This window comes from Nitrospirota bacterium, assembly GCA_016214845.1.
Lineage (GTDB): Bacteria > Nitrospirota > Thermodesulfovibrionia > UBA6902 > UBA6902 > SURF-23.
The window spans coordinates 17,324-31,640 of the sequence record JACRMS010000034.1 but is presented as its reverse complement, the minus strand read 5'-3'; the positions used below and the strand labels follow the sequence as shown (position 1 = coordinate 31,640).

16 protein-coding genes are annotated in these 14,317 nt (G+C 46.8%); 2 read left to right on the top strand and 14 right to left on the bottom strand.

Features of this window, described 5'->3' with window-relative positions; all coding sequences use genetic code 11:
* Positions 1-79 precede the first annotated feature (79 nt).
* The 4 genes from HZB61_12735 to HZB61_12720 form a co-directional block, all read right to left on the bottom strand.
* The gene (locus HZB61_12735) at positions 80-667 is read right to left on the bottom strand and encodes a hypothetical protein (protein ID MBI5057471.1); all 588 of its coding nucleotides are present in this window, start codon (positions 665-667) and stop codon (positions 80-82) included.
* A complete protein-coding gene (locus HZB61_12730) occupies positions 668-1,138 on the bottom strand; it encodes a hypothetical protein (protein ID MBI5057470.1) in 471 nt (156 codons plus the stop codon). It lies immediately after the preceding gene.
* Positions 1,125-1,829 carry a hypothetical protein gene (locus HZB61_12725; GenBank protein ID MBI5057469.1) on the bottom strand — a complete coding sequence of 235 codons (705 nt, stop codon included), beginning with the start codon at positions 1,827-1,829 and terminating at the stop codon, positions 1,125-1,127. The genes HZB61_12730 and HZB61_12725 overlap by 14 nt, the downstream gene beginning before the upstream one ends.
* A 187-nt stretch (positions 1,830-2,016) precedes the next feature.
* Positions 2,017-4,407, bottom strand: a complete 2,391-nt coding sequence (locus tag HZB61_12720; protein MBI5057468.1) for an endonuclease MutS2 — start codon at positions 4,405-4,407, stop codon at positions 2,017-2,019.
* Between the two features lie 172 nt (positions 4,408-4,579).
* Here HZB61_12720 and HZB61_12715 point away from each other — a divergent pair, with 172 nt between their 5' ends.
* Both HZB61_12715 and HZB61_12710 read left to right on the top strand, forming a co-directional pair.
* On the top strand, positions 4,580-4,825 hold the full coding sequence (locus HZB61_12715; protein ID MBI5057467.1) for a peroxidase: 246 nt from the start codon (positions 4,580-4,582) through the stop codon (positions 4,823-4,825).
* Positions 4,826-5,152, top strand: coding sequence for a hypothetical protein (locus HZB61_12710; GenBank protein ID MBI5057466.1), 327 nt, complete (start codon positions 4,826-4,828; stop codon positions 5,150-5,152).
* Positions 5,153-5,177: 25 nt separating this feature from the next.
* Here HZB61_12710 and phoU read toward each other — a convergent pair whose 3' ends face one another.
* From phoU to HZB61_12660, 10 genes are all read right to left on the bottom strand, one after another.
* Positions 5,178-5,840: a phosphate signaling complex protein PhoU gene (phoU, locus tag HZB61_12705; protein ID MBI5057465.1), complete on the bottom strand. Its 663-nt coding sequence runs from the start codon at positions 5,838-5,840 to the stop codon at positions 5,178-5,180.
* On the bottom strand, positions 5,840-6,604 hold the full coding sequence (gene pstB, locus HZB61_12700) for a phosphate ABC transporter ATP-binding protein PstB (GenBank protein MBI5057464.1): 765 nt from the start codon (positions 6,602-6,604) through the stop codon (positions 5,840-5,842). Before pstB ends, phoU begins: the two co-directional genes overlap by 1 nt.
* The gene (pstA, locus tag HZB61_12695) at positions 6,601-7,446 is read right to left on the bottom strand and encodes a phosphate ABC transporter permease PstA (GenBank protein MBI5057463.1); all 846 of its coding nucleotides are present in this window, start codon (positions 7,444-7,446) and stop codon (positions 6,601-6,603) included. The genes pstB and pstA overlap by 4 nt, the downstream gene beginning before the upstream one ends.
* Positions 7,443-8,384, bottom strand: coding sequence for a phosphate ABC transporter permease subunit PstC (gene pstC / locus HZB61_12690; protein MBI5057462.1), 942 nt, complete (start codon positions 8,382-8,384; stop codon positions 7,443-7,445). Before pstC ends, pstA begins: the two co-directional genes overlap by 4 nt.
* A 94-nt stretch (positions 8,385-8,478) precedes the next feature.
* Positions 8,479-9,489, bottom strand: a complete 1,011-nt coding sequence (gene pstS, locus HZB61_12685) for a phosphate ABC transporter substrate-binding protein PstS (protein ID MBI5057461.1) — start codon at positions 9,487-9,489, stop codon at positions 8,479-8,481.
* Positions 9,490-9,621: 132 nt separating this feature from the next.
* The gene (locus HZB61_12680; GenBank protein ID MBI5057460.1) at positions 9,622-9,813 is read right to left on the bottom strand and encodes a hypothetical protein; all 192 of its coding nucleotides are present in this window, start codon (positions 9,811-9,813) and stop codon (positions 9,622-9,624) included.
* A gap of 148 nt (positions 9,814-9,961) precedes the next feature.
* Positions 9,962-10,642: a TMEM165/GDT1 family protein gene (locus tag HZB61_12675; protein MBI5057459.1), complete on the bottom strand. Its 681-nt coding sequence runs from the start codon at positions 10,640-10,642 to the stop codon at positions 9,962-9,964.
* A complete protein-coding gene (locus HZB61_12670; GenBank protein ID MBI5057458.1) occupies positions 10,639-12,375 on the bottom strand; it encodes a PAS domain S-box protein in 1,737 nt (578 codons plus the stop codon). Before HZB61_12670 ends, HZB61_12675 begins: the two co-directional genes overlap by 4 nt.
* Positions 12,372-13,067, bottom strand: coding sequence for a response regulator transcription factor (locus tag HZB61_12665; GenBank protein MBI5057457.1), 696 nt, complete (start codon positions 13,065-13,067; stop codon positions 12,372-12,374). The genes HZB61_12670 and HZB61_12665 overlap by 4 nt, the downstream gene beginning before the upstream one ends.
* 10 nt (positions 13,068-13,077) lie before the next feature.
* Positions 13,078-14,316, bottom strand: a complete 1,239-nt coding sequence (locus tag HZB61_12660) for a class I SAM-dependent RNA methyltransferase (GenBank protein MBI5057456.1) — start codon at positions 14,314-14,316, stop codon at positions 13,078-13,080.
* Between the last annotated feature and the right edge of the window lies 1 nt (position 14,317).

Below are 14,317 nucleotides of genomic sequence, written 5' to 3'. Positions count from 1 at the left end.
CTATATATGGCAGCACTGGAACTCGATAAAAAATGGACCATGCCTCTCAGAGGATGGTCTCAAGTCTATTCTCAAATCGCTATATTGTTTGAGGATAGGATACAGTGAAAATTGAACTTACACAGTTAGTGAGACAGTCTCTATGAAAAGCATCAGCAACTTCCAAAAAATACTTATCTAAGAGACATTTCGCATATCTGACAATCCTTTCACCTTTTGATGATGAATGGACGATAGGATAATCTTTTGGAATTTTTATTTTTATCTTAAGACTAATTACAGCCCTAAAAGTATTTTCAAATATTTGCTTGTGTTTTTTATAAATATTTTGGAAATCTTTTTTGTGATTTCGTTTAAAGAGATTATAATTCAAACTATTTGGCGGCAACCCATTTCCTTTTTCAAAATTACGAATCTCTTTAAGTAGTTCTATATTAAATTGCTTGAACATAAGTTCTTGAACAGCGAGATAAGATGTCCACATTTCTATATTATTATTAGATAAATAATCATAAAAGATTTTAGTTGGTTTAATTTGTGGTTTCGAAAAATGGGGAGTAGATATGCTTATAAGTACATCATAAATAAAACTTGTGTCAAGATATATACTCTCAACTTTGAGACTCTTTGAAACTGCTGATGAATATGTTATTGAAGTGGCTGGCATTTACCAATCAGCTATCTGCTCATAATCTTCTTCGGATATTTGGAAATGTTTCTTAATAAACGATTGAATATCTGCGACTTGTTCTTTTTTAGTTTCTAATCCCTCTATTTCACTTTGAATCTCTTTTGCAATTTGGAATTCTCTTTCAATGTCTTTAAGGATCGGTTCATAGCTCTTTTTAAATTCCAACAATTCGTTGACTTGCTGTCGTAATCTTTTTATTTCCTGTTCCTTTGCGATTTCTTGGATGGCCTCTTTAAATTCCGTATTAAATTTATCGTAAAATATTTTTCTCAACGATTCAATTTCACGGTCTTTTAATATTAAGGTAGTATTAGCTTCTTCCAATGTTCGTTCAATCTTTCTTTTTTGAAACTCTACTTTAGAATATTCTTCTATGAAATCAGCCGTCTTATCACACAGGGGATCTTTCTTGCAGCGTATATCTTCAATGACCTTAAATAGTTCCATTGTTTTCTGACTCTCTAATGAATATTTTAACAAACTTGGAGCTGGATTCTAATGTATTAGCAAAATAATGTTCATCAAAAGGTTTAACGGAATTCACAATAGTTACAACAAGCCCTTCTTTATGAAGACTAATGATAACATTGTCAACGCCGAACTTCGCATTTTTAAAATCTAAAAATACCCCGCTTATACTGACATCTCCTAATTCTACTTCTTCTATTGTTGGAACAGTTATCTTAAATGGTAGCTCAAGTAAAGGCTTATATTTGTCTTTCTTAAAATTAAATATTATGAAGCTTTTACTTTCAACTTTTAATGATTCAGTGAAATACGACCTTAGCCATTGAACAAAGCCCTCAAGAGATTCGAAATAAGATCCCTTAGTAAGCTTTTTTATTTTTCCTGTTTTTGATTTACCATGAACTTTATTTAAACAAAATTCCAGGTCAATTATTACTTTCTTAGAAGATTTAGTCGGCAAAATATTAACACCAAGATGAATATGGTAGTCTGCCTTTTCCAAAACTATTACTTTTCCGAATCTCAATTTTCCTTCTACAAAATTCTTCTTTGTCCCTTCCTTGCGCAGAGGATTATCTTTTAAGAACTTATCAACATTGAAGTATTTTAGATCGGTAAATAAATTAACATCAAAGCGGGAACAATTTATGTCTGATAATCTTGTTATCATCTCTATTCCAGATAAACTATCTCTTCTCTTAACGGCTTCTTTTATATCTTCTTAAATTATACTATCTTTTTTCAGGAGGGACATTTGCTTTTAATTCTGTGCCTATACGTTATCATATACAAGCCAGGTCCTTATTTTCAAGAAAAAAATAAAAATTTCAAAGCCGAATGCGCGCCTCTCCCCTTTCTTACAGCACCACAACAGTCACGGCCTCGCCGCCTTCGTCTTCATTTCCTTTCCTGAAACTCTCGACAAGCGGATGGTCTTTGAGATAATCACGTATCGCGCGGGCGAGGATGCCTGTGCCGATCCCGTGAATAATTTTCACCTGCGTCATTCCCGCCATTGAAGCATCATTGAGAAAACGCTCGATGAGTGAAAGCGCGGGGTCCACGCGCTGGCCGATGACTTTTATTTCATGCGGAATATTAGCATCGCCGGTCTCCGCAGGGGCGAACGGCCGTTCGCCCTTACGGGCAGGCGATTGTTTCTCTGCTATATCCGTAACCGGCGATGAGAGGTCCTTCATCGAAACCGTAAACTCTTTTCCCTCGATCAGCACGCGGCATTTCTGTGTCTTTTCATTTACTGATTGAATGATGCCATGTTTTTTAAGAGTGATCACGAATGCGCGCTGTCCTTCCTTCACTTCCTTCAGAAGATTAATCTTTTCGGGTGCAAACTGTTTCCGGATGGTTATAACTTCCTCAAGCTTTTTATCGAGTCCCTTTGCGAGCTCTCTGGCCTCTGAGAGGCTTGCCCGTTTCAGGATGTCGATAATGTCCCGCGCCTCTTTTTTTGCCTGCCTGATAACTTCTTCAGATTCACTAAGGGCCTTTGCCATCGTCTCTTTTTCCGCTGCCTTGAGCCGCGTAATCTCTTCTTTCAGATTGGACCGCAGACGCTCAGCCTCCTGCTTCAGTCCCTCAGTCTCTTTCAGCCTGTTATCGAGTTCTCTTGTCTTGTGTTTCAGCTCCGTGATAAGCGGCTCGATCCGCCCGCCTTCATCCTTTACAAAGTCCCTCGCCTCACTGATGACGTCCGCATTGAGTCCAAGCGATTCCGCAATCTCAAAGGCGTGTGAAGTGCCGGGCTCGCCGATGATAAGTTTATAAGTAGGTCTGTAGGTTGAAACTCCGTTGACGGTAACTTCCTCCATCTCCATCGCGCTGTTTATCATCCCCGGTTCGGAATGGGCAAAGGCCTTTAGCATCCCAAGATGCGTGGACACAAGAATGAGCGCGCCGAGCTGTTTCATTTTTCTTAAAACCGCGCATGACAGGGCCCCTCCCTGCTCAGGGTCTGTGCCTGTTCCGAGCTCATCAATGACGATCAGCGTCCGGGCGCTGCTTTGCCTGATGATCTCCGAGATGCGTTTGATGTGCGCGGAGAATGTAGAGAGGTTCTGCTCGATGGATTGTTCATCGCCGATGTCTGCAAGGACATTATTCAGTAAAGGCACTGTTGTGCCCGAGCCTGCGGGAATGTGCATCCCTGAAAGCGCCATGAGGTTCAGCACACCGATGGTCTTGAGGGACACTGTCTTGCCGCCCGCGTTCGAGCCGGTAATGACCATGCATGAATGCCCTCTGCCCAGGTCAATATCAAGCGGCACAAGGGCGCCTTCGCGGTTTTCCTTTTTCAATCTCTTCCACAGAAGAGGGTGCTGTCCCCTGATGATATTCATATAACCCTTCTCATTTATTTCTGGCGGGGACATGTCCATCTGCCCTGAAAATACCGCCATGGCCTGAAGGGAGTCAACCTGCGCGACAATGCGATAGTCGCTTTCAATTTCATGAAGGTGTGCTCTTATAAGAGACGCAAGGCTCCTGAGGATCCTGTACTCCTCAAGCTTCTCCTCGGCCCTTAGAGATTCAAGCTCATTGCCAAGCTGCTGGACAGGGTACGGCTCCACAAAGACCGTCTCGCCTGTGTTTGAAATGTCGTGCACAACCCCCGGGACATTGCTTTTGAAATCACGTTTCACAGGGATGACCCATCTCTTGTTCCTCTCGGTCACATAAAAATCCTGCAGATAAGTTTCCATTTCCTTCTGCTTCAGAATACCCTCAAGTGTGTTTTTGATCTTGATCTCGCAGGACTTGAGCCCTTTTCTTATATGAGAGAGTTCCGGCGATGCGCTATCGCGTATCTTCCCTTCAAGGTCGATCGCGCCTTCTATCGCCTTCCTGATATGCGGGTGAGTGGCAAGAAGAGAAACTATCTCGCCCAGGCCGGGACATGAGGGGTCTTCGCTCAGTATCTTAAGATTGAATGAGGAATAGAGAAGGGGAAGAAAGGCCCTTATCTCCACAGGCTCAAGCATGGCATCCGCGGGCCTGACCCTCTGAAACAGCGGGGACAGGTCATCAAAATGCTCTATGCCCATGGCCCGTCCCTCGGACAGAAATCTCCGGCACTCTGAAACAAGGTCGATCTGCCGCCTTATATCTTCGGCCTTTTTGAGTGGGCTGATTTTCCGGACCACAACCCTCCCCGGGACCGTGACGGCAAAGGCCGCGGCCATTTCAAGGACCTTGTCGAATTCAAGCACGCGGAGAGTTTGTTCATCCATAGGTGTAATCCTAAAAGATTGCTGGTGTGGATTGCAATACGTATTCGCGCCTTATAAGAAGTGCAAAAGTCAACTGACTATCAAATACATTCGCACTATTGCTCTATGGTTCAAGAAAACACTCGCTTTTGCCGATATACACTTTATAAATCAAATATTAGGGGAGGTAAATATGAGTTGGATCAAAACAGTTCCTGACAACGAGGCCGACGGGTTATTGGCTGAGATCTACGAGCAGACCCGCGCGAAATTCGGACATGTGATCAATCTTGTAAAGATTCAGAGCCTCAACGCTGAGGCCATAGCAATAGGGCGGAAGTTTTACCGTCACCTGATGGACAAGCCCGGAGGATTGAGCAGGCTGCAGCGCGTGCTTATCGCAACCGTGGTCTCAAAGCTCAACGGCTGTTATTATTGAATGGAAAGCCACGAGCAGGACCTCCTTGATGAGGTCCACGACCAGGAAAAAGTAATCAGAATACAGGAAGACTATACGCAGGTCGATTTTGACCCGGCAACAAAGACACTCCTCGATTACGCGGCCAAGCTGACACTGAATATAAAGGGGATGAGTAATGGTGACATCGACTCCCTTCGCTCAAAAGGCTTTTCAGACGAGGCCATTCTCGACGCAGTCCATCTGATCAGCTACTTCAATTTCTCAAACCGCGTGCTCGACGCCCTCGGAGCAGAGCCTGAACCTGACATGAGATACGGAAAAAAGGAAACTGTTCCGGCAGGATAAAAAAACATGCGAATGATGAAGCCGGCTAAATCTGGCCCGGCAGCATATGCCGGATGATTTTCCCCTCAACCAGGTAGATGACCATCTCCGCGATGTTGGTCGCGTGGTCGGCGATCCTCTCCAGATATTTTGAGACATAACTTATTTTCACCGCCCTGGACACCGTATAAGGGTCCTGGGTCATGATGAACATCAGCTCCTTCCAGACCATCTCGTTGAGGTCGTCGACTTCATCATCCCGGATGATCACGTCCCTTGCGAGGCGCAGCTCCTCATTGATAAAGGCATTGATCGTATCACGCACCATGCCCTGCGCTATCCTGCTCATCCTGGGGATATCTATATAGGGTTTCAGGAGGGGCTCTTCGTTTAATTCAAGCGCCCTCTCGGCGATATTTACCGCGTTGTCTCCGATCCTTTCGAGATCAGAAGTGATCTTCATTGCGGTCGTGATGAACCGCAGGTCCTTGCCCATAGGCTGTTTCAGGGCAAGCAGCCTTACGCATTCTTCGTCTATCTTGACATCAAATGTATTTATGGCCTTATCGCCTTCTATGACACGGCCGGCCAGGTCCGAATCCCTCTCAACAAGTGATTGCACGGAGTTTTGTATTGCGGATTCGACAAGCGCCGCCATCTTCAGCAGCATCTCCTTGAGGTGAATCAGTTCCTCGCTTCTTACAGTCATTATCCGAACCTCCCGGTTATATATTCTTCAGTGAGTTTTTGTGAAGGGTTAGTAAAAATTCTATCAGTTCGATCAAATTCTATCAAATCACCTAACATCATAAAGCCCGTCCAGTCGGAGATCCTCGCGGCCTGCTGCATGTTGTGTGTGACAATAATGATCGTGACCTCTTTCTCCAGATTTGAGATAAGGTCTTCAATCTTTGCCGTGGATATCGGGTCGAGGGCGGATGTCGGCTCATCAAAGAGCAGGACCTCCGGTTCCACTGCGAGCGCGCGCGCAATAACAAGTCTCTGCTGCTGCCCGCCGGACAGTTCATAAGCGTTTGCATGGAGCTTGTCTTTAACTTCATCCCAGAGCGCCGCGTGATTAAGCGCCCGCTCCACCCTTTCCGAAAGGTCTGATATTTTCTTTATGCCTTTCAGCCTCAGCCCGTAAGCGATATTGTCGAAAATGCTCATGGGAAAAGGGGTGGGTTTCTGAAACACCATCCCGATGCGGCTCCTGAGATCGATCAGGTCAACATCTTCCGATAAAATATTATTGCCCTTAAACAGGATCTCCCCTGCGTATTTATTCCCCGGATACAGGTCATGCATTCGGTTAAAGCATCTGAGGAGCGTGGTCTTCCCGCAGCCGGACGGCCCGATGAGCGCGGTGACTTGATTTTTATAAACCGGCAGGCCGATATCTTTCAGGGCGTGAACGTTTCCCGAATAATAGAAATTGAGTCCTTTTACTTCAAACTCTGTAAGTTCATTCATCCCTTGAAGTGCCTCCCTTTGATCAATAGCCTGCCGATGACCGTCAGCGTCAGGATAGATATTGTTATCACCAGAGACGCGGCCCATGCCTGTGTATGCCAACTGTCATAAGGCCCCATCGCGTACTGGAAGATCGTCACCGTGAGCGAAGCGACGGGCCTGTTCATATCAACAGAGAAAAACGAATTATTAAATGACGTAAACAGAAGCGGTGCTGTCTCACCCGCGACACGGGCAATCGAAAGGAGTATCCCGGTAAGTATGCCCGCGGACGCCCCCCTGTAGACGACCTGGATGATCACTTTATAATACGGCGCTCCGAGGGCGAAGGCCGCTTCTCTCAGGGTCCACGGCACGAGGGTGAGCATGTCCTCGGTTGTTCTCAGCACAACGGGGACCATTATGATCGCCAGCGCGATTGCGCCTGCCCACCCGCTGAAATGGCCGAGCGGTTTTACGAAAACGGCATAAATAAATGTCCCGATCACAATAGACGGAACACTTACCATAATGTCGGAGAGTATGCTGATCACCCTTGACAGCTTTCTGCCCCGCGCATACTCCGCAAGGAATGTCCCGCCGAGAACGCCTACGGGAACACCTATCAATGTTGCGCATATGGTTATCATTAACTGCCCGACAAAGGCGTTCCTCAGTCCGCCTCCTTCAACGCCTGCCGGGGCAGGATCATTGGAAAACAAACTCAGGTCCAATGCCTTTATTCCATGCACAAGCACATCACCTAAAATGAAGACCAGCCAGAACAGCCCCATGAGCGCGGCAAGAGTGCTTAGTGCCATTGCGATAAATCCTTCTATCTTTCTTTTCTTCTCTCTTGTCATCGTGAGTATTTCTTCTCCGCCTTAATGAGAAAAAATTTTGCTATTGCAAGGGTGATAAAGCTCATTACAAAGAGCACAAGCGCAAGGTAAAAAAGAGACGAGAGGTAAATGTCCTTGTCAGCCTCGGCAAACTCATTGGCGAGCGTAACGGTAATGGTTGCCGCAGCGTCGAGGAGCGATGTAGCGATCTTGTGGTTGTTGCCGAGGACAAAGGCCACGGCCATGGTCTCCCCGATGGCCCTTCCGAGGGAAAGGACAATTCCGCCGAATACTCCGAGCTTTGAATACGGGATGACGACATTCTTTATGACTTCCCACTTTGTCGCGCCGATGGCGTAAGCGGATTCTTTCACTATCGCGGGAGTGAGATTAAAAGAGTCCCTGGAGATGCTGGCGGTGAAAGGGACTATCATGATGCTCAGGATGACGCTTGCTGTTAAAATATCAATCCCCATCGGAGTGCCCTGAAAAAGGACATTGACGAACGGCACCCCGGCAGTAATTTCTTTCAGGAAAGGTTCAACATATTTGCTCATGATCGGCGAGAGGGTGAAGAGTCCCCACATGCCGTAGATGATGCTCGGTATGGCAGCCAGAAGCTCGATGGCCGCGCCAATGGGCCCTTTAAGAAAATTGGGCGCTATTTCCGTGACAAATATCGCGATGCCGAGGGCGACAGGTATTGCGATCAGCAGGGAAAGAAACGTCGTGATAACAGTCCCGTAAATATTTGTCAATGCGCCGAAGGATTCTTTGACAGGGTCCCAGTCTGTTGAGGTAAGGAAATTTACGATGCCGAATTTTCCTATAGCCAAAGAGGATTCGGTGACAAGCACGTACAATATCCCGATTATGAAAATGATCACCGAAAAGGATGCGGCTGCGGTAGTTGCAGAGAAGATAAAGTCAACGGGATTTTTTTTGTATTGTAACGGCATAGCAATCCTTAGGTTCAGCAATCAGCGATCAGCTTTCAGCGGTCAGCAATCAGTTTTTGCTGAAAGCTGACCGCCGATTGCTGATTGCTCTTTGTTAATAAATCCCTTTTGCCTTCCAGTAGGCCCTGATCTTGTCCTTTAGGGATGCAGGCAGGGGAACATACACGAGCTCTTTCGCCTTTGCATCTCCGTTTTTAAAAGCCCAGTCAAAAAATTTCACAACATTCCTGTTTACATCCGTCTTTTCCTTTGCAAGGAGAATGAAGGTCGCCCCTGCGATCGGCCATGCGCCTTTGCCCGGCGCGTTCGTAAGCCAGAGACAAAAATCCTTCTTCGCGTCAAAATCTCCTGACGCGGCAGCGTCCTCAAAGCTCTCAAAGCCGGGCGCGACAAAATTCCCGGCAGAGTTTTTAAGCTGTGTAAAGTTGAGCTTGTTCTGTTTCGCATACGCGAACTCGACATATCCGATGGAGTTGGCTGTTCTCTTTACGTAATTGGCGACTCCTTCATTTCCCTTTCCGCCGATGCCCGCGGGGAATTTCACGGCCTTGCCTGCGCCGGCCTTTTCTTTCCATGCGGGACAGGTCTCACTGAGATAATTTGTATATATGGCAGTTGTGCCTGAGCCGTCAGAGCGGTAGACAACCGTAATTTCATTATGCGGGAGTTTTACGTCAGGATTCATTTTCTTCACTTTGGCGTCATCCCAGTATTTGATATCACCGAGGAATATCCCGCACAGCGATTCAGGATCGAGCTTCAGTTGCCCCGGCTGTACGCTTTCGAGGTTTACTACCGGCACAACGCCGCCGATGACCGCGGGAAACTGCAATAACCCGTCCTTCTGGACCTGTTCGGGCCTGGAGGGATCATCCGACGCGCCGAAATCAACTGTGCGCTCCGTAACCTGCCTTACCCCTCCGCCTGAGCCGATGGACTGATAGTTAAGCTGAACGCCGGTTATCTTGTTGTACTCATACGCCCATGCCGAATACACGGGAAACGGGAAAGTAGCGCCCGCGCCGTTGAGTGTTTCCGCAGCATGCGCATACGCGGATGACAAAACAAATGCCGCGATCAATGTTAATTTCAAAATGGTTTTCATATTATCTCCTTTTTATGCTATTTAGTATATGCTTTGATTGTTACAATAATGTTACAAATGGATTAAAATTTAGTTAAAGAAATTTTATCACCTCCCCTTCAACACGCCCTTTAAATCTTTTGCACATTTCAATCACCTTTTCCTTATGATCTTGGCCAGGAATATGGGGCATCCGTCATAATCTTCGCTGGTGCAGTATTTGAGACCTGCTATCAGCCCCAGCTTCATTGACGATAGTGAGGCGTTGCAGACATCAGCAATTATGTCGCCGTATGGACACGATGCCTCAGTGACTTCATTTATGTTCATCGTAAGTGTGTTCATGCTTTCCTCCTTTCCACTATCCAAGCATATCAGGAAAATGTTACGGCAATATTAAGGGGATGTTAATTTTTGAAGAAGTTCGGACGGCGGACTGAACATAAAATGAGAGTGGTAAAAATAAGAGGCCCATCCACTGTTCTTTGGGCAATTATTTTCTATTTTCACAGACAGGGAAGGGAGAGCCCTTTTTCACATTTGACCGCGCTATCAGATATATTGATACAGCGAGAACGCAGAGACTTCCCGCAATTACCGGCAGGCTCCAGATTTCCCTTGGAAGATTTTCATACAGGCCGTAGACGCCAAAGGCCATAAAGATAAGCGCAGCAAACCATTTTATAAACCTTTCGGGTATATGCTTGCCCATAACTATGCCGATGACTATGCCGATCGCGTCCGCGATGAGCATTCCGGTTGTTGTACCCATCCATACGTTAAAAATATTGTTATATTTGATAGCAAGCGCTATAGTCGCAAGCTGTGTCTTATCGCCCATCTCAGCAATAAAAAAGGCGATTGACACTGTCCAGAAAGGGCTGAAGTTGAAGCGCTTGTCCTCGTCATGCAGAGTGTCTCCCCTGATGGTCCACAGGCCGAAGATTATGAAAGACGCTGAGGCCGCGATCTTTATATATTCAATCGGGACAATAGCCGCAAGGTAGTTTCCCGCGGCTGCCGCCATAAGATGGTTGACCGCGGTCGCCGCAAACACGCCCCACATGACCGTCTGCCACCTGAATTTGCAGGCAAAGGCCATGGCAAGAAGCTGGGTCTTGTCACCCATCTCAGCCAGGACAACAAATATAAGGGATGCAATAAATGCCTTCATACATAAATCTTCACAGTCGTGCCCCGGCCTTCTTCACTCACTATCTTCATGTCCCAGCCGTGTGCCTTTACAAGATGTTTTACGATCGCAAGCCCGAGCCCTGTGCCGCCGAGTTCGCGCGAGCGCGACGGGTCTACACGGAAGAAGCGCTCGCCGATCCTTGAGAGATATTTTCTCGGGATGCCGATACCGCTGTCTTTTACAAAAATATAATTCCTGCCGCCCTCCTGGGTGACGCCGATCTCTATCTCTCCCTTTTCTGTAAACTTTATCGCATTGTCGGCAAGGTTAAGGAGTATCTGTTCCAGCCGGTCCCTGTCCGCGCTGATGATCTTGCTTTCCGTCCCGATTGATTTCCTGATGGAAATATTTTTCCCCGCGGCCTGTACTGCAACAGTCTCAATTACATGATCAACAAGCTCCGGTATATTTACTTCAGTCTTGTTCATCTTTATGACCCCGAGTTCCACTCTTGAAAGGGTCAGCAGGTCATCCACGAGCCTGTTGAGCCTTTCGCTTTGGGCCTTAATGGTCTGGATAAATTTTTCGGCATTTTCCCTGTCATAAAGCGCCCCGTCCAAAAGCGTCTCAGAGAAGCCCTTGATCGCGGTTACCGGGGTCTTAATTTCATGCGAGACGTTTGCCACAAAATCCTTTCTCATCTGCTCAAGCCTCTTTATGCGTGTCAGGTCATGAAAGATGGCCGCGACACCCGCTATCTCTCCCACCGTATATGATATCGGCGACACGAGGACGGACAGATATCTTTCTTCGGGAAAATCAATTATAAGCTCGGAGGAGCCGGTAATACGGTTTTGCTTTACATGATCAACGAGAGACAGGAAACCGGGGTTCCTCACAATCTCGATAAAAGGCTTGCCGTCGAGCTTCTGTCCCCCGAAAAGTTCTCTTGCGGCATTGTTTGAGAGCTCGATAACGCCGCGTGTATTGATCAGCAAAAGGGCCTCGGGGATGCTTTTAATAATTACATTCAGGCGGTTTGCCTTCTCGTCCCTTTGGGTGACGCTTGTTTCCAGCTTCGACGCCATGTCACTGAGGCTGTGGGCCAGCTCGGTAAACTCTCCCGCGCCTTCGATGTGAAGTCTTTTTTTGTAGAAACCGTGAGCTATCGCGCCTGCATATTCGGTTGTCTGGTTCACGAGCCTCCTTATCTTTGATGTCTGCCAGGCCAGGGCGATGCCTGACAGCAAAAATACCGTGATGACTACAAAAATGATCTTCAGCCTGAGCGCATTAACTGATTCATAGACGTCTTTCAGCGGAATGGCGAGCCTGACAAAACCCGCAGGCTGTCCTTCTTTAATAATCTTTCTTGCGGTGTAGAGGAAATCATGCTCCAGCGTATCGCTGTGCCTTACGGACCATCCGGTGTCTGAAGCAAATGCCTGCCGGATTTCCAGCCTGCCGGCATGGTTATCCATCTTTGATGAATCATTGTCGGAATCACCGAGGACTTTTCCGCTGATATCAATGACAGTAACACGCGCGCCTGTCTTTTCCTTCATCCGCCTGCAAAAATCATCAAGTGAGGTCTCAGTGGCAAAAGAAATATTTTCAGATATAAGCCCTGCCTGAATTAAAAGGCTGTCTTTCAGATCATTGATATAACCGGAGCGCACAACCTTTGTGACATAGAGTTCAGCAAAGATTACCGAAAACAGCAGGACAAGGGCGTACAGCAAAAATATCCTTCTAAAGATATGTCTTTTCATATATCTCCATCCACGTAATAGCCGATGCCCCTTCTCGTCCTGATGTACACCGGGTTTGAGGGGTCGTCTTCTATCTGCTCCCTGAGGCGCCTGATGTGGACGTCAACGGTCCTCGGCTCGACATATGCCTCGTCTTTCCATACGGCGTTCAGGAGCATGTCCCTGTCAAAAACCTTTCCCTTCCTTTTGACAAGGTAGAGCAGGAGTTTAAATTCCGTTGCGCTTAGTTTGACCGGGTCCCCTCTCCTGGACACCTGATAGGTGTCCGTGTTGATCTCAAGGTCGCCGGCCTTTATTATTTTATCTGCCGCTGTTTTTTCATGACTCCGTCTCAGTACCGCCTTGACGCGGGCAACTAATTCCCTGGGGCTGAAAGGCTTCGTGATGTAATCATCCGCACCCATCTCAAGGCCGAGCACCTTATCAAGCTCTTCGCTCTTTGCGGTCAGCATGATGATCGGGACCGAAGACGTCTCCACGGAAGATTTCAGGATTTTGCAGAGTTCCATCCCCTGGATGCCGGGCAGCATAAGATCGAGGATGATCAGTCCGAACTTCTCTTTGCGGACAGTTTTCAGGGCATCTTCGCCATTTGCGGAAGCGGACACGGCAAAACCTTCCTTGCCGAGACTGTACGCAACAAGTTCGGAGATGTCTCTTTCGTCTTCAATGACTAAAATCTTTGTCTTCATTGTTACGCCTCTACCTTAACCTGAGAAATGAAATAGATTCAATATGGAATGTCTGCGGAAAAAAGTCAATCATCCTGATCAATTCTATATCATATTTATTCTGCAATTTTTTCAGGTCCCGCGCAAAGGTCGCCGGATTGCAGGAGATGTAGACGATCCTGTCAGGCATTAATGAAAGGATTTTTTCAGCGACAATATTTGTAATCCCGGTCCTCGGCGGGTCAAGGACCACGATATCAAAATGCCCCTCCGCATAAAAATCTTCGGCAGTGGAATTGACAAACCGGTAATTCTTTATGTTGTTGATTTCCTGGTTTCTCCTGCCGTCCTCTATCGCGTGCGGATTCCCCTCGACTGCAATAACCCCGGCATCCCCTGCAAGCGGCATTGAGAAATTACCAGCTCCCGCATAAAGGTCCAGTATACTTTTGCCTTTTAACGGCTGAAGGGTGTCTTTTATGAATTTAACGACCTTCAGGTTCAGGCCCCAGTGGCTCTGAAAAAATGCCTCAGGAGATATTGTGTATTTAAGCCCTTCAAGGTCCAGGGTTATGAAGGTCTTGCCGGACCGGGACACTTTATTATCTCCTGTCTCTATAAGCAATCCCGGAAAACCCATGCTTAAGAAAAGTCCTGCCAGTTTATTTATGTCCTGTTGAGATTTGATCTGGGCAGGAAGTTTTATTAACGCAACGGCGAAATCGTTAACGGTGATATGTATTTCTTTGATGTCGAGATCTTTCAGGACGGGCCTTATTTTTTTGAGTAACCCGTTTATCTTTTCATCCATTAAAGGACAACTGTCTATGTCGACGACATCTCTTGTATTCTCCCTGTAGAAACCGATGTCCCCGCGAGATACTTTAAATTGTCCCCGCAGCCTGTAATTCCAGGGGGCATCGTCAATGATAGGCGCTGACAGCTCCTTCTCGATCTTTGCCAGCCGCTTTAAACAGTCTCTGAGGACCTCCTGTTTCAACTCTATCTGCCGGGCGTATGGAGCATGCTGCAAATGACACCCGCCGCAATTCCCGAAATATTTACAGGCAGGCTTGATCCTGTATTCTGACGGCCCGATAATTTTTTTGACACGCACAGTGAGGTAATCCTTCTTTTCATTTTCTATGACCGCCGCAACAGTTTCTCCCGGCAGGACGGCGCCTTTTATCATGACGACCTTTCCCTCATGCCTGCCGATAAAGAAACCTCCGTATGCGGGACGCTCCACTTTTAAAATTAATGTTGCCATA